We start from the raw sequence: 25,350 nt of genomic DNA on the forward strand, positions 1-25,350 counted from the left end.
CTTCGACCAGGCCGGAAACGCCGGTGAGGTCCGCACCTACCAGTTCCGGGTCAAGGCCGGACAGCCCGAGCGCGCGATGTGGCAGATGGACGAGGAGGCGGGGGCGAGCCAGGCCGTGGGTTCGGCGCCGGAGCGTGTGCTCGAGCTGCGCGGCGGCGCCACACCGGGCGTGCCCGGGGCCAAGGGTACGGCGGTGTCCTTCAACGGAGTCGACGGCTACGCGGTCTCCGACATTCCCACCGTGGACACCTCGGTCGGGTTCTCCGTCTCAGCATGGGCGAAGCTGTCGAAGATGCCGGACCAGGCGGCCATCATCGCCGCCCAGCCCGGCAATTACGCCCCGGGCTTCGAGCTGTACTACTCCAAGTCCTATGACCGGTGGGTGTTCAACCAGTACAAGGCCGATGCCACCGGCGCGGGCATCGTGCGGGCCATGGCGCCTTCCCCGGGTGGGGTCAAGGCGGGGCAGTGGACGCATCTGGTGGGCGTTTACAGCCTGGGCGACAAGGAGTTGAGGCTCTACGTCGACGGTGCACTGGTCGGGAGCACGGCCTACAGCACGCCCTGGGACGCCCGCCGGGGTCTTCAGATCGGCGCCGGCTTCTATGACGGCGGCAGGCTGGCCTCGTTCTTCCCCGGGGCGATCGACGAGGTGCAGATCTTCGAGAAGCCGCTGTCGGCCAATGAGGTGACTCGCCTGTACGGCAAGCAGTCGCTCACCGCGGGCCGTCCGGCGCGGGCGGTGTTCTCGATGGACGAGCCTGCCGACGCGACGCAGCTGGCCGGGAAGGCGGAGGTGCCGGCGGCCACGTTCGTCGGAGGTGTCACCTCCGGGCAGTCGGGTGTCGCGGGCAGGGCGCTGACGCTGAACGGGATCGACGGTTACGCCACCACCAAGCGGCCGCTGCTGTACAACCAGCGCAGCTTCGCCGTGTCCGCGTGGGCCAAACTGCCGAAGACCAAGCCGGACCACGCGGCGATCATCGCCACGCAGACGAGCACGCACAGGCCGGGGATGGAGCTGTACTACTCGGCGGCGTACGACCGCTGGGTGGTCAACCATTACGTGACGGACACGCCGGACGCCAAACTGATCCGGGCCATGCAGCCTGAGGGGCAGACCGCCTACGGGGATACGTGGACGCATCTGGTCGGGGTGTACGACGAGGTCGCGGGCAAGCTGATCCTGTACGTCAACGGCGTGAAGGCCGGCGAGACCGAACTGAAGGTCAACTGGTACGCGGGTGAGGCGGTGCAGATCGGGGCCGGTTCCTATGACGGCAAGCCGGGCTCGTTCTTCCCGGGCCAGATCGACGACGTACGCCTCTTCGACCGTGTGGTGGGCGCCGAAGAGGTCCAGCAGATGTTCCAGCAGCGCCCGCTGGTCGAGAGCCGGTGGATGTTCGAGGAAACCACCGGGACCGGCCCGGTAACCACCCCGAACGCGGTGACAGGAGGCAGCGCGCTCACGCTGTACGGGGGCGCGAAGAAGTCGGACTTCGCCTTCATCGACTGGGGCAGTCTGGAACTGAACGGCGTCGGCGCCTACGCGGCCACGACCTCTGTACCGGTCGACACCAGCGGCAGCTACACCGTCACCGCCTGGGCCCAGGCCGCCGCGCTGCCGACCAGCGGTGTCGCGCTGGTCAGCGCCGAGGGCTCCCACCAGAGCGCCCTCACCGTCCGCTTCGTACCGGACACCGCGAACCCGGAGGGCCTCGGCCACTGGGAGCTGACGCTGCCGGACAAGGACGGCGCGGACGCGACGGTCGTACGCGTGAAGAACAGCGAGTTCTACGACGCGCGGGACTGGAACCACCTGGCCGTCGTCTACGACGGCTTCACCAAACAGGCCCGCCTCTACGTCAACGGAACGCTCCAGGAGGTCTCCTGCGGCAACGGTGACGACGGCGAGGACTGCGGAGGCGGCCAGGTCTCCTGGGCCGAGAACACGCTCGCCTTCAAGGCGGCCAAGTCCTTCCAGGTCGGCCGCGCCAAGACCGACGGGGCCTGGGGAGAGTACTTCCCCGGCCTGGTCGACGACGTCTGGGCCTTCCAAGGCGCGCTGACCGACGAACAGGTCCAAAAGCTGGCCGCCAGCTGGTTCGACGTGCCCACCGAGGTACCTGGCCTCGGCTGACCCGCCCCTTTCCTTCGTTCCTTCTTTCTTCCGCCGGCCACGCCCCTCCGGGGGCGTGGCCGGCCTGGACATCCACGAGGAATTCAACCGCATATGTCTGGAAAAACCAGATCTCGACTGCGCAGGGCAGTGCGACGAAGGGTGGCACTGACGCTGTCCGCCGTCATGGTGGGCACAGTGCTGCAGACCGCCGCCGCATCAGCGGTTCCGACCGCCGGCCGTGACCTGCCCGGTCTTCCGTCGGCCGAGAAGCCGGTCAAGGGCGCCGACATCCGCACCGGTGAACCACGTACCGTCGCGAAGGGACCGCGGACGCCCAAGGGCAAGCCGCGGGCGGCCTGGCCCAAGGCGGGCGAGGCGGTCATCACCGTGACCCGGGCCGCCACGGTGAAACCGTCCGCACGGTCCACACGGAGTAACGCCCAAAGCGACGTCGACGCCCGCGTCCTGGGCCACGCCGCCGCCGAGCGCGCCGGTGTGAACGGCATGGTCTTAACCCTTGAAGCCAGGACGAGCCAAGGCAACCGACCCGGTACGGTCGACGCCTCCCTCGACTACTCCTCCTTCACCGAAGCCTTCGGCGGCAACTACGGTTCCCGGCTCACCCTGGTCGAGCTGCCCGCGTGCGCCCTGGACAAGCCCGACAAGGCGGAGTGCCGTACAGCGACGCCCGTCGAGACGGTCAACGACACCGAGCGGCACACCCTGACCGCGCCCGACCTGGCTCTGCGCCAGTCCGGCCCGACGGTCCTCGCGGCCGTCGCCGCGGAGACCGCCGGCAAGGGCGACTACACCGCCACCCCACTGTCCCCGTCCGCGACCTGGGACACCAACCTCAACACCGGCGACTTCACATGGTCGTACGACATCCCGGTGCCCGATGTCCCCGGCGGCCTGACCCCGGACCTCGGCCTGTCGTACTCCTCCGGCTCCATCGACGGGCGCACCAGCAACACCAACAACCAGTCGTCCTGGGTGGGCGACGGCTTCGACCTGTGGTCCGGCTTCATCGAGCGCCGTTACAAGCCGTGCTACGACGACGGCGTCAAGAACGCCGACGGCAACAAGCCCGGCGACCTGTGCTGGGGCTACGACAACGCGTTCATCGCCTTCAACGGCAAGGGCGGCGAGCTCGTTCCCGACGGTGACGACAAGTTCAGATTCAAGCAGGACGACGGCAGCCGAATCGAGCGCCTGCGCTCGACCGACCGGGGCAACGGCGACAACGACGGGGAGTACTGGCGCCTGACCGATCCCGACGGCGTGCGCTACTACTTCGGCTACAACAGGCTGCCCGGTTGGACGGACGGCAAGGAGACCACCAACTCCACCTGGACGGTCCCGGTCTTCGGCAACGACTCCGGCGAGCCCTGCCACAAGACGGCCTTCGCGGACTCCTGGTGCCAGCAGGCCTGGCGCTGGAACCTCGACTATGTCGAGGACCCGCACGGCAACGCGGTCGCCTACTACTACAAACAGGAGAAGAACTCCTACGGCCGCAACCTCGACCCCAAGAACAACACCCCCTATGTGCGCGGTGGTTCTCTGGACCGCATCGAGTACGGCCTGAAGTCCGGCTCCGTGTACGGCACCAAGCCGCTCGCCAAGGTCGGCTTCACGACCTCGGAGCGCTGCCTGCCGGACACCAGGACCGACTGCTCGGACATCGGCAAGGACGCCTTCTACTGGTACGACACGCCCTGGGACCTCAACTGCGACAGTGGCAAGGACTGTGACAAGGGCCGCCTCTCCCCCGTCTTCTTCACCCGCAAGCGGCTGACCGGCATCACCACCGAGGTGCTCAAGGGCGACACCCACACCAAGGTCGACTCCTGGACGATGGGCCACCGCTGGGGCATGGCGGACACCGACTACCAACTGCTGCTGGACTCCATCCAGCACACCGGTCACACCGCGACCCCGGCAGTCACCCTGCCGAAGACCACCTTCGCCTACACCCAACTGGCCAACCGGCTCGACAGGACCGGCGACGGCTACGCGCCGTTCATCAAGGCGCGGCTGTCCACCGTCGCGGACGAGTACGGCGGCCAGGTCGACGTCAACTACTCGGCGCCCGCCTGCTCCTGGGACGCGCTGCCGACCCCGGAGAAGAACACCACACGCTGCTTCCCGCAGTTCATCGGCGGCGACTCGCAAGACGATCCGGAGCGGCAGTGGTTCAACAAGTACGTCGTCACCTCCACGACCACGACCGACCGCACCGGCGGCGCTCCGGACGGCGTGACGCAGTACGAGTACCTGGGCGGCGCGGCCTGGCACCACGACGATGACGACGGGCTGACCAAGCAGAAGCACAAGACGTGGTCGCAGTGGCGCGGCTACGGCCAGGTCCGGGTCACGTCCGGCGGCCAGGGCGGTGCCTCGGCCATGAAGACCCAGCAGGACAGCTACTTCCTGCGCGGCATGGACGGCGACCGCGAGAGCACCTCCGGCGGCACGAAGAAGGTGTCCGTCCCGCTCGGCAGCGGCGAGGGCGACCCGATCACCGACCACGAGTCGGCGGCCGGCTTCGCCTACAGGACCGTCACCTACTCGGGCGTCGGAGGAAAGGTCCTGTCGAAGACCGTCAGCCGGCCCTGGCACCACGAGACGGCCCGGAAGGTCCGCGACTGGGGCACCGTCACCGCCAACCTCACCGGGACCGCCCGGGCCGCGTCCTGGACCTCCCTGGACGACGGCGCCGGCAACTCCTGGGCCACCACGGCGTCCGAGTCGACCCACGACTCCGTGGCCGGTCGTGTCACCCAGGTCGACGACCTCGGCGACACGACAACAGCGGCCGACGACCGCTGCACCCGCACCACCTACGCCCCCGGCGGCATCCTCACGCTCGTCGCGCGGCAGGAGACCGTCATCGGCGCCTGCGCCCGTACCCCGGACCGCACCAAGGACGTCGTGTCCGACGTCCGTACGGCCTACGACGGCGGTGAGTACGGCGACGCCGCCACCAAGGGCGACGCCACCGCGTCCGCGACGCTCAAGAGTCACGACGGCACCAAGGCCACCTACCTGGAGTCCAACGCCACGTTCGACTCCGACGGCCGGCAGCTGACCACCACGGAGCTGACCGCCGACGTCACGGTGACCGGCACGGGCAAGCCCGTCCGCACGGCCCGCAAGGACGGCCGTACGACGACCACCGCCTACAGCCCCGCCACCGGATTCCCCACCAAGGTCACCGAGACGACCCCGCCCGCCACCGCGGGCGTCGCCTCGACGGCCCAGTCCACGGTGACCGAGTTCGAGGCGCTGCGCGGCCGGCCGTCCGCCCAGGTCGATCCCAACGGCAACCGATCGGAGTTCACCTACGACGCCCTCGGCCGGTCCAGCCGGATCTGGCTCGCCGACCGGCGCACCAGCCAGACCCCGAGCTATGAGTTCACGTACTTCATCGACGAGAACAAGCCGGCCGCGATCCGCACCCAGACCCTCGACAACAACGGAGGCCAGCGCGCCTCCTACGTGATCTACGACGGATTCCTGCGCGAACGGCAGACGCAGGAACCGGGTCCGGACGGCGGCCGTGTCCTCACCGACGTCTTCTACGACGAGCGCGGCCTGACGGCGAAGACGTTCGCGCCCTACTACAACGACGAAGCAGCCCCGAACCGCGCCTTGTTCGGCCCTGACGACGCGCTCAGCGTGGAGACCCAGACCCGGCTCACCCATGACGGGCTCGGCCGCGAGACGGAGATCCGGGACATCGCCGGCAACGGTGACGGCGGCGCCGTCCTCGGCATCACCAGGAAGATCTACGGCGGTGACCGCACCACCGTGATCCCGCCGGAGGGCGGGACCGCCACCACCGTGATCGCCGACGTCCGCGGCCTCGTGACGGAGCTGCGCCAGCACCACGCCCGCAGCGCCGACGCCGCCTTCGACACCACCAGGTACACGTACACACCCAAGGGAGAGCTGGAGAAGGTCACCGACCCTGCGGGCAACACCTGGCGCTACGGCTACGACCAACTCGGCCGCGAGACCAGCGTGGACGACCCCGACCGGGGTACGACCATCCGCACCTACGACGACCGCGGCCTGCTCACCACCACGAAGGACGCCCGCGGCACCGTCCTCGCCCACGTCTACGACGGCCTCGACCGCCAGACCGAGCTCCGCGAGGGCTCCGGCACGGGCACGCTCCGCTCGAAGTGGACGTACGACACCGTCAGCGGCGCCAAGGGCCTCCTCGCCGAGGCCACGCGCTACGTCGACGGAGCCGCGTACACCACCAAGGTCACCCAGTACGACCGCCTCTACCGGCCGGTCAGGACCTCCGTGGTCATCCCCGGGCAGGAGGGCAGTCTGCAGGGCACCTACCAGACCGGCACCTCCTACCTGCCCTCCGGGTTGATCGGCGGTGTGAGCTACTCCGCGGCCGGCTCGCTCCCGGGCGGCAGCCACTCGCTTACGTACCAGCCGGAGACGCTGCGGCCCATCTCCCTGCTGGGCGACGGCTTCAAGGCGGAGACCAGCTACTCCAAGACCGGCAAGCCGCTCCAGTACACGATGTACGGCACGGCCGCCGGCGCCAAGCCGGTCCAGGTCACCAACACCTACGAGTGGGGCACCCAGCGTCTGGCGACCTCACGGGTGGACCGGCAGGACGTGGCCGGAGTCGACCGGTACCACACGTACCGCTACGACCAGGCGGGCAACGTCCTGTCCGTCTCGGACACCTCCCGATCCGGCACGGACACCCAGTGCTTCAGCCACGACTACCTCCAGCGCCTGACGGAGGCATGGACCCAGGGCGACAAGACCTGTGCCGCCGCCCCGTCCGGCGGTGTGCTGGGCGGCCCTGCCCCGTACTGGCAGTCGTACGCCTATGACAAGACCGGCAACCGCCTCACCGAGACCCTGCACGACCCCTCGGGAGCCAGCGGCAAGGACACCCGGCGGACCTACGGCTACCCGGCGCCGGGCAGCGCCCAGCCGCACGCGCTGACGTCGGTCACCACGCAACACCCCGACGGCACCAGTGCCGAGGAGTCCTACGACTACGACGCCATCGGCAACACCACGACCCGCGGCGCGCAGAAGCTGGACTGGGACGCCGAAGGCCATCTGGCCAAGGTCGTCGAGCCCGCGGCGGACGGCACCGAGAAGGTCACCGAGTACCTCTACGACGCCGACGGCAACCGTCTGATCGGGCGCACCGACTCGACGACCACGCTCTATCTCGGCGACACCGAGGTCACCCTGGCCCAGGGCGCCGCCAAGGGCAAGGCCACCCGCTACACCTCCCTCGGCGGCGGCCACCAGGCGGTCACGTCCGACGACGGGACCATCACCTTCGTCCTCGCCGACCACCAGGGCACCGGCCAGCTCGCGGTCGACGCCGCCACCCAGGGACTGACCCAGCGCCGCACCCTGCCCTTCGGAGGCATCCGGGGAGCCGCATCCGGCTCCTGGGCCGGCACCAGAGGGTTCGTCGGCGGAACCGACGACACCTCCGGCACCGGGCTGACACACCTGGGCGCCCGTGAGTACGACCCCACGACGGGCCGCTTCCTCAGCGTGGACCCGGTCATGGATCTCACGGATCCGCAGCAGCTCAACGGCTACGCCTACGCCGAGAACGCGCCCGTCACCTTCAGCGACAGCACCGGCCAGTGGAAGTGGCTGGACAACGTCATCAAGAAGGGCAAGCAGGCCGCGTCCGGCTTCAAGAACGGTGTCGTCGACGGCTACTACGACCTGGCCGAAGGCTTCTACTCGTTCACCGACACGATGGGCTGGACCCAAGGCAGCGCCCAGAAAATCAAGAACGACCGCGCGGGCAAGGGTCTCGTCAGCGTCTACAAGACCGTCCGGGGACCGGATCAAAGCGGCTCCTGGTACAAGGTCGGGTACTGGGTCGGGAAGTTCGTCACGCCCTTCATCCCCGGGGCCGGCGGGGCCGGCGCGGGGGCCAGGGCAGCTTCGAAACCCGGCACCGTCGCGAAGATCGCACGGGGTGTGCTCAGCAAGCTGTTCTCCGGGGCCGTGAAGAAGGCGGAGCGGCCGAGAGCGGCACCGAAGATCACCTTCGTTCCGGACGTCAGTACGCGCGGCATCGGCGGCAAGAGCATGCCCGCACTGGAGATCCAGAAGGCCCCCGCCGGCTGGACGCATGCCGACCGGATGCAGGAGGCGTCTTCCCAGGTCGCCGATTTCGCCCTCAAGAACTATTCGAGGAAGAAGAGGCTCAAGACCTATGCGGGCGGCTACAACATCGAGACGGGCGACATAGCCCTGGCCCAGTCGGGCGGCTGCAAACCCGGTCCCAGCTACTGCGCCGAGGGCAACGTCGTACGTGCCCTGGGCGGTGACCCCACAAAGGTACGATTCACCATCGCCTACACCGTGGAGTCCAAACCCGACAAGAGCCTCGTCGCTGTCGTGAAGCCCGTGTGCTGGGAATGTCAGTTGGACTACCCGTCTCCGTTCCAGTTTGAATTGGGCGCCGTGCCGGAACCCGGCGGCATCTGGGAGAAGCAGCACTTCTGAGGGGGACAGCAATGGGCACCATGGAGATGGAACTGAGCCTGTACGACTGGGCCCGCCTTCCGTGCCGCCGATGCAAGTCCGCGGAGCACGTCCCGGAAGATCTGCTGCGGATGGCCGGTGGGCACACACGGGAGGAGACCGAGCCACGGGGCATCGAAGGCCATGTCTTCCAGGAGACCTGGGGGACGGAGACCGTCGTGCCGGTCGCCCGCGTTCTGATGGCGGGGCTGGCCGGGCACAGTCTCTCCGTCGAGGCCCGGCATCGGTTCCTGGATCTGCTGTGGGGCTTCGTCGTCCTGGACGACGACCATCTCGCCGAAGCGTGCAAGGACGTGGTGCGGAGCGGGATCTGGTCCCTGTACGAGGAAGTGCTCTCGGGCCGGGACAAGGGCAGCGCACGCTTCGCCTACTGGCTCCTGGAGGAGGTGGAGACCGCTCCGGCACGGGTGCAGCGGCTCCTCCAGGTGGCGAGAGACCTGCTGCCGGAGAACCTCGACTAGCCGACGGCTGAGCGCTCCATGAGCGGGCAGGAGTCACGCCGAGAAGGCGGGGCCCTGCCCGTTCTGTTTCACGGGGCTACGAACACATCGACGGCCCGGCCTCTCTCCGTGATGATGGGCCGTAGCCGCCCCAGCGCTGGGCGCGCCATCGTGGACCAGAAAATCGCAACAGCTCAGTGGCGATGAGGGACGCGAGGGGCCTGAGGGTCGTAGTCGAGTGCCCAGGCCATCGCACCGGTCATGACGTCTCCTGCAGCCCAGCGCTGACTCAGTACACGTGTCAGGAAGGCGTCGGGGCTTGACTTGATGTACGGCATGCAGCGGCGTCCGTGCGTGGGGACCCGGACGCCGGCGGAGACCGGCCTGCCCAGGATCTCCTCGCCCCACGGGTCGAGCTCATTGGCAAGCCGCCCGTCGAACTGCATCTCGTCGAAGTCGAGTTCTCCCCTTCCGACCCTGACGACGTGATCGAAGACTTCCCGCTCGATTGAGACCCACACGCCCACGGTTGCCGTCCTGCCGTCGTCGAGGCCGATGGGCAGCAGCGCACGGGCGAACGCACCGAGGTTGTCGGTCACGACAATCGCATCGTTGACCAGCTTGACGTGCTGCTCGTAGTCGGCTTCGCCCAGGGCCGCAACGGGCTGCGGCAGCGAGAGATCGAAACGAGGATCCGAGACATCCACAAGCCCACCGCAGCAGGGACACGGGGGGACGTCGTGCTGGGGGTGTGCGATTTTGCCGGTCTTGTGCTTGCGCTGCCATATCGCCATGGAGCAGCAGTGAATCACCTCGACCAGCCGACGCCCAACTGGTGGTCGTGCGGGGCGGCCGGTGCGGTTCACCGCACCGGCCGCCCTGGCACATCTCCCGGAAGGGCGACGCGTCAGAGGAACGAGTTGATCTCGATCGTCTCGTCGCGGCCCGGGCCCACGCCGATCGCGGAGATCGGGGCGCCGGACATGTCCTCCAGGGCCTTGACGTAGGCCTGGGCGTTCTTCGGGAGGTCGGCGAAGGTCTTGGCCTTCGTGATGTCCTCCTGCCAGCCGGGGAGGTACTCGTAGACGGGCTTCGCGTGGTGGAAGTCGGTCTGGGAGTACGGGAGTTCCTCGACGCGCTCGCCGTCGATCTCGTAAGCGACACAGACCGGGATCTGCTCCCAGCCGGTGAGGACGTCGAGCTTGGTGAGGAAGAAGTCGGTCAGGCCGTTGACCCGGGTGGCATAGCGGGCGATCACCGCGTCGAACCAGCCGCAGCGGCGGTCGCGGCCGGTCGTCACGCCCCGCTCGCCGCCGATCCGGCGCAGCGCCTCGCCGTCCTCGTCGAACAGCTCGGTCGGGAAGGGACCGGAGCCGACGCGGGTGGTGTAGGCCTTGAGGATGCCGATGACGCGGCTGATCTTCGTCGGGCCGACGCCGGCGCCCGTGCAGGCACCGCCCGCGGTCGGGTTGGAGGAGGTGACGAAGGGGTACGTGCCGTGGTCGATGTCCAGCAGCGTGCCCTGGCCGCCCTCGAAGAGGACCACCTTGTTCTCGTCCAGCGCCTGGTTGAGGATCAGGACCGTGTCGGCGACGTACGGCTTGATCTGGTCGGCGTAGCCCAGCAGCTCCTCGACCACCTGGTCCACGGCGATCGCGCGCCGGTTGTACAGCTTGGTGAGGATCTGGTTCTTGGCGTCGAGGGCCGCCTCCACCTTCTGGGTGAGGATCGACTCGTCGTACAGGTCCTGCACCCGGATGCCGACGCGGTTGATCTTGTCCGCGTAGGTGGGGCCGATGCCCCGGCCGGTGGTGCCGATCTTCCGCTTGCCGAGGAAGCGTTCCGTCACCTTGTCGACGGTGACGTTGTACGGCGTGATGACGTGGGCGTTGCCGCTGATCAGCAACTTGGACGTGTCGACGCCGCGCTCGTTCAGACCGCTCAGCTCGGAGAGCAGGACAGACGGGTCGACGACCACACCGTTGCCGATGACCGGCGTGCAACCGGGCGAGAGGATTCCGGAAGGAAGGAGGTGCAGTGCATACTTCTGGTCACCGACGACGACCGTGTGGCCGGCGTTGTTGCCGCCTTGATATCGCACTACATAGTCCACGGAGCCACCGAGCAGGTCGGTGGCCTTCCCCTTGCCCTCGTCACCCCACTGAGCACCGAGCAGCACAAGTGCGGGCACGCGCGTACACCCCTTCCGGGCGGGGCATGTCCAGGGTCAGGGGCGTACGCGGAGGGTTCACCGCCGCGTGCACCGCGACCGTCGTCGGCCGCTCAACCGTCGGACCGGATGCCCCGGAATAGACGAAGCCCCCGGCGCAATAGCGCAAAGGGGCTCTTGCACAAAGATGCTACCCGAGGAAGCGAGGCAGGACCGAGGTGGCGACTTATCCGACGTCCGATCAGCTGCTGGTGGTCATCGACCCGGTCGCCCGGAGGACGGACGGGGAGTCCGTACGGATCGCGAAAGACGTGCTCAGCGCGGGTGCGTCCGCCAAGGTGTGCCTGCCGGACGGGCCGGAGGAGTTCACCCGTGCGCTGGCACGGCGCGGCTCACGGCGGCCCGTGGTGATCGGCGACGACCGGGCACTGCTGCGGGCGGTGTCGGCGCTGCACCGGCAGCGGGAGCTGGCCGGATGCGCACTGTCGGTGGTGCCGGTCGGGGGTGCCCTGTCGCTGGCCCGTTCGCTGGGGGTGCCGACGGGACCGGTGGCTGCGGCACGGGCCGTGCTGGAGGGCGCCGAGCGACGGCTGGACCTGCTCGTCGACGACAGCGACGGAGTGGTGCTGGGCACGCTGCGCATCCCGCCGGTCTCCCCGCGTCAGGAGGATCCGGCGGGGCCTGCGGCGGTCTCGTCCGCAGCCGGACATCCGTGGCTGCGGACCTGCCAGTCCCTCGTACGGACGCTGGTGACCCGCCCGCCGAGGGCCACGGCGGTCGCCGGGCCGGGCGGCCCCTCCCGGCTGCGGGTGGAGGTCGACGGGGAGACGGTCGTGGACCTGGAGCAGCCGGTGGAGGCGATCTCGGTCACGCCGGGCGGCGGCACGGGGAAGGCCGAGGTGGAGGTGCGGCGGCTGTCGGTGGGCGCGGAGGCGTCGCCGCTGCTGGCCCGGGGGCGCACGGTGACCGTCTCGGGAGCCGGCTTCCACTACCGGGCGGACACGGTGGTGTCGGGGCCGGTGCGAACACGGACATGGCGGGTCGTGGAGGGGGCCTGGGGCCTGACGCTGCCGGTGACGGGGTGACGCGCGCCACCGGTGACGGGATGACGCCGCCGGTGACGGGGTGAGCCGGATCCGGGAATGCGGCAGGCCGCGTCACCCGCGGGCGTTCTCCTCCCGGTGGCGGCGCCAGCGCTCCAGCATTCCGGCGACGTCCTGCTCGATGAACTCGAAGAAGGCCAGCGTGTCGGCCAGCCGGCGTCCCGCCGGGGTCTCGGCCCCCAGGCTGGCCACACCTTCCCGCAGGGCGTCCTCCCACCGCTTGATGATCGCGTCACGGCTGGTGAGCGCCTCGTACCACTGGTCACTGTGAACCCGGTAGCGCTCCCGCCGCGAACCGGGCTCCCGCTCGCGGGAGACCAGGTGCACCTGGGCGAGGTAGCGCACCGCGCCGGAGACGGCCGCGGGGCTGATCTTCAGCTGACCACCGAGCTCGGCGGAGGTCAGGGCGCCGGCGTCGGAGGCGAGCAGCGCGGCGAAGACCCGGGCGGGCATGCGCGGCACGCCCGCCTCGACGAGTTGGGCCGCGAAGTGCTCCACGAACTGCGACACCACCTCGGGATCCCGCTCCACCGCCGCTTCCCGCTCCGTCATTCCGGACCCTCTCCCCTGCTCTCCCCTGTTCGGACAACCACCGTCGAGTCTAACCTCGCTTTTATACGCTTCCTTAACTTCACAACTTTGTGAAGTTAGCGTACGTTCCAAAGCATGACCAAGGCAAACCCCGCCATCGAGGTATCCGGCCTGCACAAGTCGTTCGGCGGCACGCGGGCGCTGGACGGCCTCGACCTGAATGTCGCCGCCGGCGAGGTGCACGGCTTCCTCGGCCCCAACGGCGCCGGCAAGTCCACCACCATCCGGGTCCTGCTCGGCCTGCTGCGCGCCGACTCGGGCGCCACCCGGGTACTGGGCCGCGACCCCTGGGCGGACGCGGTCGAGGTGCACCGCCGGATCGCCTACGTGCCCGGCGACGTGACCCTGTGGCGCAACCTCTCCGGAGGAGAGGTCATCGACCTGTACGGCAGGCTGCGTCAAGGGGGCCGCGAGAAGCGCGTCAGGCAGGGTGGTGGTGGACGACGGGCGGGCGGTCTCGACCGGCGGCGCCGGGACGAGCTGATCGAACGGTTCGAGCTGGACCCGACCAAGAAGGGGCGGACGTACTCCAAGGGCAACCGGCAGAAGGTCGCCCTGGTCGCCGCCTTCGCCTCCGACGTCGACCTGCTGATCCTGGACGAGCCCACCTCGGGCCTGGACCCGCTGATGGAGGAGGTCTTCCAGCGGTGCGTGGAGGAGGAGCGCGACCGGGGCCGCACCGTCCTGCTCTCCTCCCACATCCTCAGCGAGGTCGAGGAGCTGTGCGACCGGGTGAGCATCATCCGCAAGGGCCGCACGGTGGAGAGCGGCTCCCTGGCCGACCTGCGCCACCTCACCCGCACCAGCGTCACCGCCGAACTCGCCGGCCCGCCCAACGGACTCGCCGGGCTGCCCGGCGTGCACGACCTCGACGTCCAGGGACACCGGGTCCGCCTCCAGGTGGACACCGACAAGCTGAACGCGGTGCTGCGCTCGCTGAGCGAGTCGGGCGTGCGGTCGCTGACCTCCACCCCGCCGACGCTGGAGGAGCTGTTCCTGCGGCACTACCAGGACGAGGCCGAGGCCGAGGCCGGCTCCGGAACCGACGCGGAAGCCGCGGAGGTGGCGCGATGACCGCCGCCGTCTCCACGCCCGCCGCCGCGCCCGCCGGCCGCTCCCGCAACCTGGCCGGCACCGGCACCCTGCTGCGGTTCGCCCTGCGCCGCGACCGCGTGATGATCCCGGTGTGGGTCGCGGTGAACGCGCTGATGGTCCTGTCCATGCCGAACACGCTCAAGGGTCTGTACGCCACCCCGGCCGAGCGCGCCGACCTGGTGCGCCAGATGGCGACGAACGCCTCCCTGCGCGCCATGGTCGGCCCGGTGTTCGGCGACTCGCTGGGCGCGCTGACGGCCTGGCGGGTGGGGGTCTACGCGGGTGCCCTCGCCGCCGTCATGAGCCTGCTCGTCGTCGTCCGGCACACCCGGGACGAGGAGGAGAGCGGACGGCAGGAACTGGTGTCGTCCGGGATGGTGGGCCGCCGGGCACCGCTGACGGCGGCACTGCTGGCCGCGGCGGTCGCGAACGCGGCCCTGGCCCTGCTGATCACGGCCGGCCTGGCCGGGCAGGGCGCCGCCGGCGCCCTGGCCTTCGGGCTCGGGGTGGCGGGCGTGGGCATGGTCTTCGCCACGATGGCGGCGATCGTCGCCCAGCTCACGGAGAGCGCCCGGCTGGCCCGGGGCCTGACCTCCGCCGTCCTGGGCGCCGCCTTCGTGCTGCGGGCCGCGGGCGACTCGGGGACGGACGACGGCTCGTCGGTGCTCACCTGGCTGTCCCCGCTGGGCTGGCTGGAGGACCTGCGCGCCTTCGCCGCCGAACGCTGGTGGGTGCTGCTGCTGTTCGCGGCGGCGACCGCCCTCCAGGCGGGCATCGCCTACGAACTCGCCGGACGCCGGGACCTCGGCATGAGCTTCCTGCCCACCAGGCCGGGACCGGCCCGGGGCCGCCTCGCCACGGCGGGCGCGCTGGCCTGGCGGCTGCAACGCGGCAGCGTGCTGGGCTGGAGCATCGGCTTCTTCGTCGCCGGAGTCGTCTACGGCGGGATGGCGGACGGCGCGGCCCAGCTCGTCGGCGACAACGCCAAGGCGCGGGAGATCTTCCAGCGGATGGGCGGGCAGTCCGGTCTGACGGACGCCTTCCTCGCCGCGATGGCCGGGATGCTCGGCCTGGTCGCCGCGCTCTACGTCGTGGCGTCCGTGCTGCGTCTGAACGGCGAGGAGACGTCCGGCCGCGCCGAGCCAGTGCTGGCGGGCGCGGTGGGCCGGCTGCGCTGGGCCGCCGGGCACCTGCTGATCGCCTTCGGCGGGTCCGCCCTGATCATGCTCCTGGCCGGGCTGGGCATCGCGGTCGGCCACGGCAAGCAGGTCGGGCCGGTGCTCGGCGCATGCCTCGTGCAGGTGGCCGGGGTGTGGGTGATCGGCGGCATCACCGTCCTGCTCCACGGCGTCCTGCCGCGGGGGGCCGTGGCCGCGTGGGGCGTGGCCGGAGCGATCCTGCTGATCGGCTGGATCGGCCCCGCGCTGAACGTCCCCCAGCTCGTGCTGGACCTCTCCCCCTTCGGCCACCTGCCGAAGCTGCCGGGCGGACGAATGGAATGGGGCCCGGTCGCCACCCTGCTCGCCCTCGCCGCGCTCCTGGTGACCGGAGGACTGGCGGGCCTGCGCCACCGCGACATGGGCGGCTGACCGGCTCAGTCCGGCTGAACAGGTGAACCGGGCGCCGGTGTCAGCCCACCGCCACGCTCAGCCCGTCCAGCCCGCGGATCACGAAGTTCGGCTTCCGGTTCGGCTCCGCCGCGAGCTTGAGGGTCGGGGCCCGCTCCAGCAGGGCCGTCATGGAGGCGGCCAGTTCGATGCGGGCCAGGGGGGCGCCGATGCAGTAGTGGATGCCGGCGCTGAAGGAGATGTGGGGGTTGTCCCGGCGGGTGAGGTCCAGGCGCCCGGGGTCGGTGAACACGGCCGGGTCGTGGTTGGCCGAGCCGAAGAGCATGGCGATCTCCGCGCCCCTCGGGATCGTGGTGCCCGCTATCTCGATCTCGTCCAGCACCCAGCGCTCGAAGAGCTGGAGCGGGGTGTCGTAGCGCATCAGCTCCTCGATCGCGGACGGGATCAGGGAGTGGTCCGCGCGCAGGGCCGCCAGCTGCTCCGGGTTGCGGAACAGCGCCCACCAGCCGTTGACCGTGGCGTTCACCGTGGCCTCGTGACCGGCGTTGAGGAGCAGCACCGCCGTGGAGATCATCTCCTGCTCGGTCAGCCGGTCGCCCTCGTCATGCGCCGCGATCAGCCCCGAGATCAGGTCCTCACCCGGCTCCTTGCGGCGCTCGGCGATCAGCTCCCGCAGACAGTCGGAGAACTCGACCGACGCCCGTACCGCCTTCGCCGCCGTCTCCTCGGACGGGTTCAGCTCGTACATCCCGCAGATGTCCGCCGACCAGGGCCGCAGCTGCGCCCGGTCCGCCTCGGGGATGCCCAGCATCTCGGCGATCACGGCCACCGGCAGTGGTTCGGCCACGTCCCGCAGCAGATCGCCGCCGCCCGCCGCCACCAGCTCGGCGACCAACTCGTTCGCCAGGTCGTGCACGTACGGCTTGAGCCGCTCCACCGTGCGCGGCGTGAACGCCTTCGACACCAGGCGCCGGATCCGGGTGTGGTCCGGCGGCTCCAGGTCGAGCATCCCGTGGTCGTTGAGGACGTGGAACGGCTCGTGCTCCGGCTGGGGCGGCGTACGGCCGAACTCCTCGTGCGTGAAGCGGTGCTGGTACGTCCGGCCCAGCCGCCGGTCCCGCAGCAGCGCCGAGACGTCCACGTGGTGCGGCACCAGCCACTGGTCGGTCGGCTCGTAGTGGAGCACGCGGCCCCGCGCGCGCAACTCGGCGTAGGCCGGGTAGGGGTCGGCGAGGAACGCCGGATCCCACGGGTCGAAGGCGAGGCCGGAAGGACCAGAAAGAGCGGACATGCCCGGACGTTAGCCCGGCCACCCCTGATCCGACCAGGGGTGTCGCCGACCTCGCGCGGCTCGGCCCGGGGACCGCCCGGGGCGGCTCACCCCGGCGTGACCAGCCGCGCCTCGTAGGCGAACACCGCCGCCTGGGTGCGGTCCCGCAGGCCCAGCTTGACCAGGATGCGGCTCACATGGGTCTTGACGGTCGACTCGGCGACCACCAGCCGCTCGGCGATCTCCACGTTCGACAGGCCCTGCGCGATCAGCACCAGCACCTCCGTCTCCCGCTCGGTCAGCTCCCCGTACGCCGCCTGCGCGGTGGCCGCCAGCCGCGGGGGCTCGGTCAGCTTCGAGAACTTCGTGATCAGCCGTCTGGTGACCGAGGGGGCGAGCAGCGCCTCGCCCGCCGCGACCACCCGCACCCCGTCGGCGAGCTGCCGCGCCGAGGCGTCCTTGAGCAGGAACCCGGAGGCCCCGGCCCGCAGCGCCTGGTACACGTACTCGTCCAGGTCGAACGTGGTCAGCACCAGCACCTTCGCCGTGCCGTCCGCGGCGACGATCTCCCGGGTCGCCTCTATGCCGTTCAGCTCCGGCATGCGGATGTCCATCAGTACGACGTCCGGGGCCAGTTCGCGTACCCGCTCCACCGCGTCGCGGCCGTTGACGGCCTCGCCGACGACCTCGATGTCCGGCATCGCGTTCAGCAGGACCGAGAAGCCCTCGCGCACCATCATCTGGTCGTCCGCGACCAGCACCCGGATCGTGCCCGTCCTCATGCGCCGCCCTCGTCGTCGTCCGCGGGCTCGACCACCGTGGCGACCGGCAGGAACACCGCCACCTCGTACCCGCCGTCGCCGGCCGGGCCCGCCGTCATCTCGCCGCCGAGCATCGACACCCGCTCCCGCATGCCGGTGATGCCGTGTCCGGATCCGGGCGAGGGCTTGAGCAGGGACGGGTTGGGCGGCGGGCTGTTGACTATGCGAAGGGCCAACCCGCCGAGGACGTAGCCGATCTCGACGCGGGCGCTCGCGCCGGGCGCGTGCCGCAGGGTGTTGCTCAGGGCCTCCTGGACGATCCGGTACGCCGACAGCTCCACGCCCTGGGGGAGTTCACGCACCGCGCCCATCGTGGTCCTGTCCACCGCCAGACCGGCCTCCCGCACGTTCGCCAGCAGGGTGCCGAGGTCGGCGAGGGTGGGCTGCGGGGCGTCGGGGGCCTCGTAGTCCTCCGCGCGGACGACACCGAGGACGCGGCGCAGCTCGGTGAGGGCCGCCACCGCGTTCTCCCGGATGGTGGCGAAGGCCTTCTCCAGCTCCGGCGGCGGGTTCTGCACCCGGTAGGGGGCGGCCTCGGCCTGGATGGCGACGACCGACATGTGGTGGGCCACGACGTCGTGCAGCTCGCGGGCGATCGTGGTGCGCTCCTCCAGCAGGGTGCGGCGGGAACGCTCGTGCGCGGTCACCGTCTGCTGGGCGGTCACCTCCTCCTCGGCGTCCTTGCGTATGTGCCAGACGGTGACCGCGAGGAGGGCGAGCGCGGAGAGGACCAGCAGGGGCGTCGAGTTGTTGCCGTAGACGTAGCCGAACAGCGCGTTGGCGAACACTGCGTAGAAAGCGGTGGCCGCCCACATCCACGCCGCCGTGCGCGGCCGGGTGCGTATCGCCACCACCGTGAGCACCGTCAGGTGCGCGATGTAGCTGCCGGGCTGCCACGGCCAGGTCGTGTAGCTGTCGACGAGCCACGCCGAGATCACGGCCGCCATCAGGGAGACCCAGAACGCTCCGACCGGGCGGGTCAGGGTGAGCAGCACCGGGGCGAGGGACAGCAGGCCCACCACTGGGGCCGCCCCACTGCCCGAGCCGCTCGCCCAGCCGACGAACAGCGCCAGCAGGCCGGCCCCCGCCACCATGGCGTGCGGCCTCCAGGCTGCGTAGGGACGGAGGCGGCCTGGCAGCCGCCGGGACAGCGGGCCGTCGACACCCACGGGCCGCAGCGGACGGTAGGCGAAGGCGTCGTGGAACAGCCCCTCCCGCAGCCCGTGCAGAGCTTTCGCGGCGAGCTTGTACTCCGGGCTGCGCGGCTTGTACGGGCTGAAGGCGCCGTCCGGCGTCGTCTGCTGCGTCTGCTGCGTATCGGTCACGCTGAAAACGGTAGGCGCAGGCGGCGGTCGCGGTCGTCCCCTGTGAGAAGGGTCCTTCGCGGTCCGTCTCAAGTACTACGGGTATCGCCCTGCTGCCCGCGTTCAGTACCCGGAGGGGCGGACCAGTCCCGACTCGTAGGCGAACACCGCCGCCTGAGTGCGGTCCCTGAGGCCCAGTTTCACCAGGATGCGGCCCACGTGGGTCTTCACGGTCTGCTCGGCGACGACGAGATGCCCGGCGATCTCCGCGTTGGACAGGCCCTGCGCGATCAGGGCGAGCACTTCCGTCTCGCGTTCGGTCAGTACGCCGATCCGCGACTTCAGCGGCGCGCGCGGTGTGTCCTTCAGCCGGGAGAACTCCGCGATCAGCCGGCGCGTGATCCCCGGTGCCAGCAGCGCGTCGCCGGCCGCGACCACCCGGACCGCCTCGGCGAGTTGGTCCGCGGACGCGTCCTTGAGCAGGAAGCCGGACGCGCCGGCGCGCAGCGCCTCGTACACGTACTCGTCCAGGTCGAAGGTGGTGAGCACCAGGACCTTCATGTCCGGGGTGGCGGTCGTGATGCGGCGGGTGGCCTCGATGCCGCCGAGTTCGGGCATGCGGATGTCCATCAGGACGACGTCCGGGGAGACTTCGGCGGCCCTGGCGATGGCGTCCAGGCCGTCCACCGCCTGGCCCACCACCTCGATGTCCGGCTGGGTGTTGAGCAGCACGGTGAAACCCTGACGGACCATCTGCTGGTCGTCGGCGATGAGTACGCGGATGCTGCCGCTCGTCATGGAGTGTCTTCTCCTGTCGGGGACGGTGTGCCGGGAGCGGGCGCGGCGTCGGTGCCGCCGTCGGAGCCGGGGCCGGAGCCGGGATCGGGGTCGGGGTCGAGGCCGGGGCCGGAGCCGGGATCGGGGTCGGGGTCGAGGCCGGGGCCGGAGCCGGGATCGGGGCCGGGGTCGAGGCCGGGGCCGGAGCCGGGATCGGGGCCGGGGTCGAGGCCGGGGCCGGAGCCGGGATCGGGGCCGGGGCCGGGGCCGGAGCCGGGATCGGGGTCGGGGCCGGAGCCGGGATCGGGGTCGGGGTCGGCGGGCGCGCCGGGCGGTTCGACGTGGACGACGAGGGTGTCGGCCGGGTCGGTGTAGATGACGGGCAGGCGGGGTGGGCCGATCCCGGTCACGGGCGCGATGCCGTCGCGGGGGAGGAAGGCCGAGACCGCGAAGCCGCCGTGCAGTGTCCTGACCGCCGTGACGTGCCCGCCCAGCATGGTCGCCCGCTCGCGCATGCCGAGCAGGCCGTGCCCGGCGCCCGGGGAGGGCTGGACGGCCTGCCGGGGGCGGGAGTTGACCACGCCCAGGAACAGGCCGTCGGGAACGTGGCAGACTTCCACGCGGACCGTCGACCCCGGGGCGTGCCGCAGGGCGTTGCTCAGGGCCTCCTGGACGATGCGGTACGCCGACAACTCCACGGCCGGCGGATACGGCCGGCGCTCGCGCCGCGAGTCCTCGGTGTCCATGGTGACCGTCAGACCGGCGGCGCGGGTGTTCTCGACGAGGGCGCCGAGGCGGTCGAGGGTGGGCTGCGGGGCGTCCGGGGCGGCCCTGGTGCCGGGTTCACCGAGGCCGTACGGGTCCTCGGGGTTCTCCGAACGCAGCACGCCGAGCACCCGGCGCAGTTCGGCGAGCGCCTCCAGCGCGTTCTGCCGGATGCCGTCGAGGTTCTCCTTCAGTTCCGGCGAGGGGTTCCGCGTGAGGTGCGGTGCCACCTGCGCCTGGATGGAGATCACCGACATGTGGTGGGCGACCACGTCGTGCAGCTCACGGGCGATGCGGCTGCGCTCCTCCAGAAGCGTGCGGCGGGCCCGCTCCTCCGCGGTGAGCGTGGTCTGCTGCACCAGTTCCGCACGGGCCTCGCGGCGGCCGCGCAGGGCCGTGCCCAGCACCACCACCACCGCGAACAGCACCATCGCGAGAACACCGGTGGGCTGGTAGTACGCCGCGCCCCACGCGCCCTGGAGAACATAGGTGAGCAGCGCGGTCAGGGCCAGCGCCTCCGCGGCGACGCGGGTGCGCACCCGCAGGGCGAGCAGCAGCAGGACGAACAGGTGGGCGATGATCCCGGACGCGGTCCAGGGCCAGGTGAAGTCGTTCACCTCGCGGGCGAGCAGCGGGCCGCGCAGCGCCACCGCCCCCAGCACCGTGGCCGCCGTCGACAGCCACCACGCCGGGACGGGCCGCCACAGGGCGAGCGCCACCGCACCGGCCTGTCCGAGCGCGATGAGGAAGGCGTACCCGGAGGCCAGTCCCGCGTCCCCCTGGAGTTGGGCCGCTGCGCCCAGCAGCACCGCGAACGCGACCAGCCATACGATCCCGTGCGGCAGCCAGCGCAGCCAGACGGAGGGGGGCAGCGGATCCAGCCGCGCGGTCCACAGGTCGTCGCGCAGCACCCGCAGTCCATGCCTGACGCGGCTTTGCCATCGCATCACGCGCCCACTTTAGGGTCTGGCGTGTGGGCCGCCCCGGGGCGATGGGACCGGACCACCCGGGAACGGCGCCGGCCACCGCCCTGCTCACAGGTGCGGAAAGCGGCCCAGCAGACGGTCAGGGCGAGGGCGAAGACCGGGAGCCAGGCCAGCCGGGCCGCCACCCAGCCGAGGTCGTCGGGGAGTGTGTGCAGACCCGGGACACGGCCGGCGAACAGGCCCATGGCGGTGGTCGCCATCAGGGCCGTCTGATGCCAGAGGAAGATCGTCATCGCGGAGAGGTTGACCAGCGCCACCGCCGCCCAGGCGAGCGGGCGGCACATCGCGCGGCGCAGCCGCTCGCGCAGGAGCAGGGCCAGGCCGCACTGGGCCAGGCCGAAGGTGACGGCCGCCAGGGTCGGCGGGTTGAGGTTGGAGACCGCGGCCCCTGGGACGCCGACCATCGACGCCGGGTAGCCCGCCCAGGCGACGAGGGCCGCGGTCGCCGTCGCGCCGCAGGTCAGCAGGATCCAGCCCGCGCGGCGGCGGTCCAGCTCACCGCGGGTCCACGCCGCGCCCAGGGTGTACGGCACGAGCCAGCCTGCCGGCAGGTTCAGCCAGCCGAGCCAGGAGGGGGCGCCGAGGCCGAAGCGAAGGAGGTCCACGTGCAAAACGACGGCCAGGGGCCACAGGGGACTGAGCCGGGTGAGCAGGGGGGTCGCCGCCGTCAGCAGGGCGAAGACCAGGAGGAACCACAAGGGGGACAGAGCCAGCTTCACGAGGGTGCGGACCGTGTCGGGGTCCGCACCGGTCAGGAGGAGGGCGGTGGCGGTGACCGTCCAGAGGGCGAGTACGGCCGCGACCGGCCTGAACAGCCGGGACAGGCGGGCGCGGAGCCACCGCGGGTAGCAGGTCCCGCGGGCGCGGGCCGAATGGTAGCCGCGGGTGGCGACGTGCCCGCCGACGAGGAAGAACACGGCGAGGGTCTGGAACACCCAGGAGACCGGGGCCAGGGCGGGCAGGTAGTGGAGGGGGCTCGCGGTGCGCAGGGTGGGGTGGGACTGGGTGCGGGTGTCCGCGACCAGGGCCGTGACCAGCCAGTGCCCCAGGACCACGCCGAGGATGGCAACGGCGCGCAGAGCGTCCACCGCCCGGTCCCGGTGCGGTGGGGTCTGGATGTGGAGGCGGTCGGCGGAGGCTCGTACACGGGTGAGTACCGGTGTGAGGCGGTCAGTCACCTTGCACCTCGTTCGTGGCGCCCAGGACGATCCGGGCCAGGTTGGTCAGTGACGAGGAGCCGGGCGCGAAGTAGGCGCTGTGGCCGCCGCTTCCGGCCGTGAACCGGCGGGCGCCGAAGGCGGGGTCCATGGGGTCGGTGCCCAGGCCGACGGTCGTGCCGAAGAGGTCGGCGTGGACGTGCGGCACGTTCGCCACCCAGTCGCCGGTGCCGCGGGCCGCCCAGACCCGGGCCCGGGTGTTCAGCGCGGACGCGGAGTCCGCGCCGGTGCCGGGGCTGCCGATGAGGGCGATGTCGTTCACGTCCAGGCCTGCCGCGGCGCGCCCGCACACCACCGAGCCGTAGGAGTGGCACACCAGGGTGATGTGCGGTGCCCGCCCCGCCACGGCACGCAGGTCGCGTATCAGCTCCCGCAGGTGCGGGGCCGCCTGTTCGGCGCGGCCCGCGGTGAGCACCGAGGTGCTCACCGTGCCCGGCGTCTCGTAGCCGAGCCAGGCGACGACCGCTGGGCGCGGACCGGCCGCGGTCTCGCGGCCGAGTTCCTGGTAGAGGGCGAGTGCGCCCTTCCGGAAGCGGTCGTAGGTGTCCAGGGAGGTGTCGGAACCGGGGACGAGGACCGCTGTGCGGTCGGCGTGCGCCAGGTCGCCGAACACCTCCGTCACGCGACCGGAACCGCGGCCGTCGAAGGAGAGCAGATGACGGGAGGGGGACGCCAGCGCGTGGTCCACGGCCGCGCGGTGGGTGTCGCCGTGCGCCGCGGCCATGCCGGAGGCGCGGGCCGCGTCGGCGCGGTTCGCCCCGTAGGCCGCGTCGAGGGTGGTCCGGGTCAGGGGCGCGAGCACCGCCGGGGCGGGCGCGGGGATCCGGGGGCGGGCCGCGGCCGACAGAGGCACCACCACGGCGGCCATGACGAGGAGGGCGAGCAGGGCCCGCCGCCGCCGACCGGTCTTCGTCCCGATCCCCGGCACCGTCTCCCGCCCGGCACGTGGACCCGCTGCGGTCCCGGCACTCGGGCCCGCTCCCGGCCCGGCACCCGGACCGGTCTCCGAGCCCGCGTTCGCGCCGCGCGGCCGCGGGCCCCGCCCTGAACCGGCCGCCGAGCCGGCGTTCCAACCCGCACGCGGCCCCGCGTGCAGACCCGCAACCGCATCCCGGTCCGGCCGCGGCCCCACGTCCAGGCCCACGCCCGAATGCTCGACCGCGCCCGCAAGCGGAGCCGCCCCCGAACCGACCCCCGAACCCGCAATCGGAGCCGCACCCGCACCCCGCCTCGCGGCTATGCCCCGTCTCTCCCGCCCACGCCCCACGGCTCATCCCCTCCGGCTCCGACCGGCCGTCGGGCCGGTCCGGAAGGGAAATTACGGATCCGGAGCAGTAGCTCGCGTCACGCCAGGGAGGTGTTCGCGGCCGTAGCTCTCAAGTACTACGGGTACGACCCGCACCGGGTCGCCCGGCCGAAGTCACCACGCCAACTGGGCGATTTCCTCCGCCACCACCGCGCACGCGTCGGCCGCCGGGTCGATCAGGGGGAAGTGGCCGACCTCCTCCAGGAGGGTCAGGCCCACCACCTCGCCCGCCTTCGCCGCGGCCTCGGTGTAGGACTCCGCGACCACCTGCGGTACGACCAGGTCGTCGCGCCCTTGGACGAGGGTCGTGGCGATACCGGTCGGCAGTAGCAGAGCCGGGTCGGCGTAGGGCTGCCGCTCGACGAACCCCTCTTCTCCGCCCAGCAGTTGACGGACCGCCCCGCCGCACACGTCCAACTTCTCGGCGACCGCGAAGTCGGCGATGGGGGCGAGCGCGACCACGCCCCGCAGCGCGGCGGGACGGTCCGTGCGCCAGGGCGCGTCCGCGGGCAGGACGTGCCGGGCGGCCGCCCACAGGGCCAGATGGCCGCCCGCCGAGTGCCCGGCGAGCACCGTGCGCCGCGCGTCGGCCTGCGGGAGCGCCTCACGGGCCAGCGCGGGCAGCGCGTCGAGCGCCGCCGCCACGTCGTCGAACGTGTCCGGCCAGCGGCCGGCGACCGGGTCCTCGCCCGGCGCCGCCGGGGCGGCGCTGCCGCGCCGGTACTCGACGCAGGCCACGGCGAAGCCCCGGCGGGCGAGGAAGTCCGCGAACGGGGTGATGTGGCGACGGTCGTACGGGGCCCGCCAGGCGCCGCCGTGCAGCACCACCACGAGCGGGGCGAGCGGGGAGGACTCCGCGGAGCCGACCGCCCCGCGCGGGCGGTAGAAGTCGACGACCTGGTCGGGGTGGTCGCCGTAGGCGGCCGTGCTGTCGGGTGCGACGGGCGCGTGCGAGAAGACCGACTCCTCCTCCGCTGCGGCGCGCGCGGCCGCGTCACGGCCACCGGTGTTCCCCGGTTCCGCGGCGGTGGGGGTTCCCTCCGCACGCTCGGACGCGCGCGCTCGGGGGACGGGGGCGTCGGCTTCCGGCATGCTCCAACCTCTCAGCGGCGAAACGGTTTTGGCGGTCCGGGAAGGAAATCAACCGGCCGTTGGCCGGGACGGTATCAGGCCGGTGACATGCGCCGACATGGGGATGTCACGCTGGGTGAGGCTGAACGGTTCTGCCGCACGATCCGGGACCGT

Annotated in this window: 16 protein-coding genes and 1 pseudogene; 6 read left to right on the forward strand and 11 right to left on the reverse strand. The window is 71.4% G+C overall.

What is annotated here, in order from left to right:
* The 3 genes from ACIQMV_RS35680 to ACIQMV_RS35690 all read left to right on the forward strand — a co-directional run.
* The coding region (locus ACIQMV_RS35680) for a LamG domain-containing protein (protein ID WP_402597265.1) at positions 1 to 2,140 on the forward strand (2,140 nt) is incomplete at its 5' end.
* Between the two features lie 165 nt (positions 2,141 to 2,305).
* Positions 2,306 to 8,653 (forward strand): RHS repeat-associated core domain-containing protein, encoded by a 6,348-nt coding sequence (locus ACIQMV_RS35685; protein WP_402597266.1) that lies wholly within the window; start codon positions 2,306 to 2,308, stop codon positions 8,651 to 8,653.
* A gap of 11 nt (positions 8,654 to 8,664) precedes the next feature.
* A complete protein-coding gene (locus ACIQMV_RS35690; protein ID WP_141359698.1) occupies positions 8,665 to 9,153 on the forward strand; it encodes a hypothetical protein in 489 nt (162 codons plus the stop codon).
* Between the two features lie 173 nt (positions 9,154 to 9,326).
* On the opposite strand, the gene ACIQMV_RS35695 is transcribed toward ACIQMV_RS35690, so the two are convergent.
* Positions 9,327 to 9,926: a DUF2199 domain-containing protein gene (locus tag ACIQMV_RS35695; RefSeq protein WP_402597267.1), complete on the reverse strand. Its 600-nt coding sequence runs from the start codon at positions 9,924 to 9,926 to the stop codon at positions 9,327 to 9,329.
* Positions 9,927 to 10,039: 113 nt separating this feature from the next.
* Entirely contained in the window at positions 10,040 to 11,323 is a 1,284-nt protein-coding gene (locus ACIQMV_RS35700; RefSeq protein ID WP_141359700.1) for an adenylosuccinate synthase, read from the reverse strand.
* A 197-nt stretch (positions 11,324 to 11,520) separates the two neighbouring features.
* Between ACIQMV_RS35700 and ACIQMV_RS35705 the strand changes: the two genes are divergently transcribed.
* Positions 11,521 to 12,387: a diacylglycerol kinase family protein gene (locus ACIQMV_RS35705; protein WP_402597268.1), complete on the forward strand. Its 867-nt coding sequence runs from the start codon at positions 11,521 to 11,523 to the stop codon at positions 12,385 to 12,387.
* Between the two features lie 72 nt (positions 12,388 to 12,459).
* On the opposite strand, the gene ACIQMV_RS35710 is transcribed toward ACIQMV_RS35705, so the two are convergent.
* The gene (locus ACIQMV_RS35710) at positions 12,460 to 12,957 is read right to left on the reverse strand and encodes a GbsR/MarR family transcriptional regulator (protein ID WP_141359702.1); all 498 of its coding nucleotides are present in this window, start codon (positions 12,955 to 12,957) and stop codon (positions 12,460 to 12,462) included.
* 114 nt (positions 12,958 to 13,071) lie between these two features.
* Here ACIQMV_RS35710 and ACIQMV_RS35715 point away from each other — a divergent pair, with 114 nt between their 5' ends.
* Both ACIQMV_RS35715 and ACIQMV_RS35720 read left to right on the forward strand, forming a co-directional pair.
* A complete protein-coding gene (locus ACIQMV_RS35715; RefSeq protein ID WP_402597269.1) occupies positions 13,072 to 14,070 on the forward strand; it encodes an ATP-binding cassette domain-containing protein in 999 nt (332 codons plus the stop codon).
* The gene (locus tag ACIQMV_RS35720; RefSeq protein WP_402597270.1) at positions 14,067 to 15,680 is read left to right on the forward strand and encodes an ABC transporter permease; all 1,614 of its coding nucleotides are present in this window, start codon (positions 14,067 to 14,069) and stop codon (positions 15,678 to 15,680) included. Before ACIQMV_RS35715 ends, ACIQMV_RS35720 begins: the two co-directional genes overlap by 4 nt.
* 40 nt (positions 15,681 to 15,720) lie before the next feature.
* Here ACIQMV_RS35720 and ACIQMV_RS35725 read toward each other — a convergent pair whose 3' ends face one another.
* From ACIQMV_RS35725 to ACIQMV_RS35760, 8 genes and pseudogenes are all read right to left on the reverse strand, one after another.
* The gene (locus ACIQMV_RS35725) at positions 15,721 to 16,950 is read right to left on the reverse strand and encodes a cytochrome P450 (RefSeq protein ID WP_402597271.1); all 1,230 of its coding nucleotides are present in this window, start codon (positions 16,948 to 16,950) and stop codon (positions 15,721 to 15,723) included.
* 86 nt (positions 16,951 to 17,036) lie between these two features.
* Positions 17,037 to 17,711 (reverse strand): response regulator, encoded by a 675-nt coding sequence (locus tag ACIQMV_RS35730; protein ID WP_402597272.1) that lies wholly within the window; start codon positions 17,709 to 17,711, stop codon positions 17,037 to 17,039.
* Positions 17,708 to 19,075, reverse strand: a complete 1,368-nt coding sequence (locus tag ACIQMV_RS35735; RefSeq protein ID WP_402597273.1) for a sensor histidine kinase — start codon at positions 19,073 to 19,075, stop codon at positions 17,708 to 17,710. The genes ACIQMV_RS35730 and ACIQMV_RS35735 overlap by 4 nt, the downstream gene beginning before the upstream one ends.
* Positions 19,076 to 19,177: 102 nt before the next feature.
* Positions 19,178 to 19,852: a response regulator transcription factor gene (locus ACIQMV_RS35740; protein ID WP_141359708.1), complete on the reverse strand. Its 675-nt coding sequence runs from the start codon at positions 19,850 to 19,852 to the stop codon at positions 19,178 to 19,180.
* Between the two features lie 371 nt (positions 19,853 to 20,223).
* A pseudogene (locus ACIQMV_RS35745) lies at positions 20,224 to 21,543 on the reverse strand (sensor histidine kinase); the annotation flags it as partial.
* Positions 21,543 to 22,760, reverse strand: coding sequence for an acyltransferase (locus ACIQMV_RS35750; protein ID WP_402597274.1), 1,218 nt, complete (start codon positions 22,758 to 22,760; stop codon positions 21,543 to 21,545). The gene ACIQMV_RS35750 and the pseudogene ACIQMV_RS35745, both read right to left, overlap by 1 nt.
* On the reverse strand, positions 22,753 to 23,667 hold the full coding sequence (locus ACIQMV_RS35755; protein WP_402597299.1) for an alpha/beta hydrolase: 915 nt from the start codon (positions 23,665 to 23,667) through the stop codon (positions 22,753 to 22,755). The genes ACIQMV_RS35750 and ACIQMV_RS35755 overlap by 8 nt, the downstream gene beginning before the upstream one ends.
* 552 nt (positions 23,668 to 24,219) lie before the next feature.
* Positions 24,220 to 25,197, reverse strand: coding sequence for an alpha/beta hydrolase (locus tag ACIQMV_RS35760; RefSeq protein WP_402597275.1), 978 nt, complete (start codon positions 25,195 to 25,197; stop codon positions 24,220 to 24,222).
* Between the last annotated feature and the right edge of the window lie 153 nt (positions 25,198 to 25,350).

Origin of the sequence: Streptomyces sp. NPDC091412, assembly GCF_044756885.1 — a bacterium.
GTDB lineage: Bacteria > Actinomycetota > Actinomycetes > Streptomycetales > Streptomycetaceae > Streptomyces.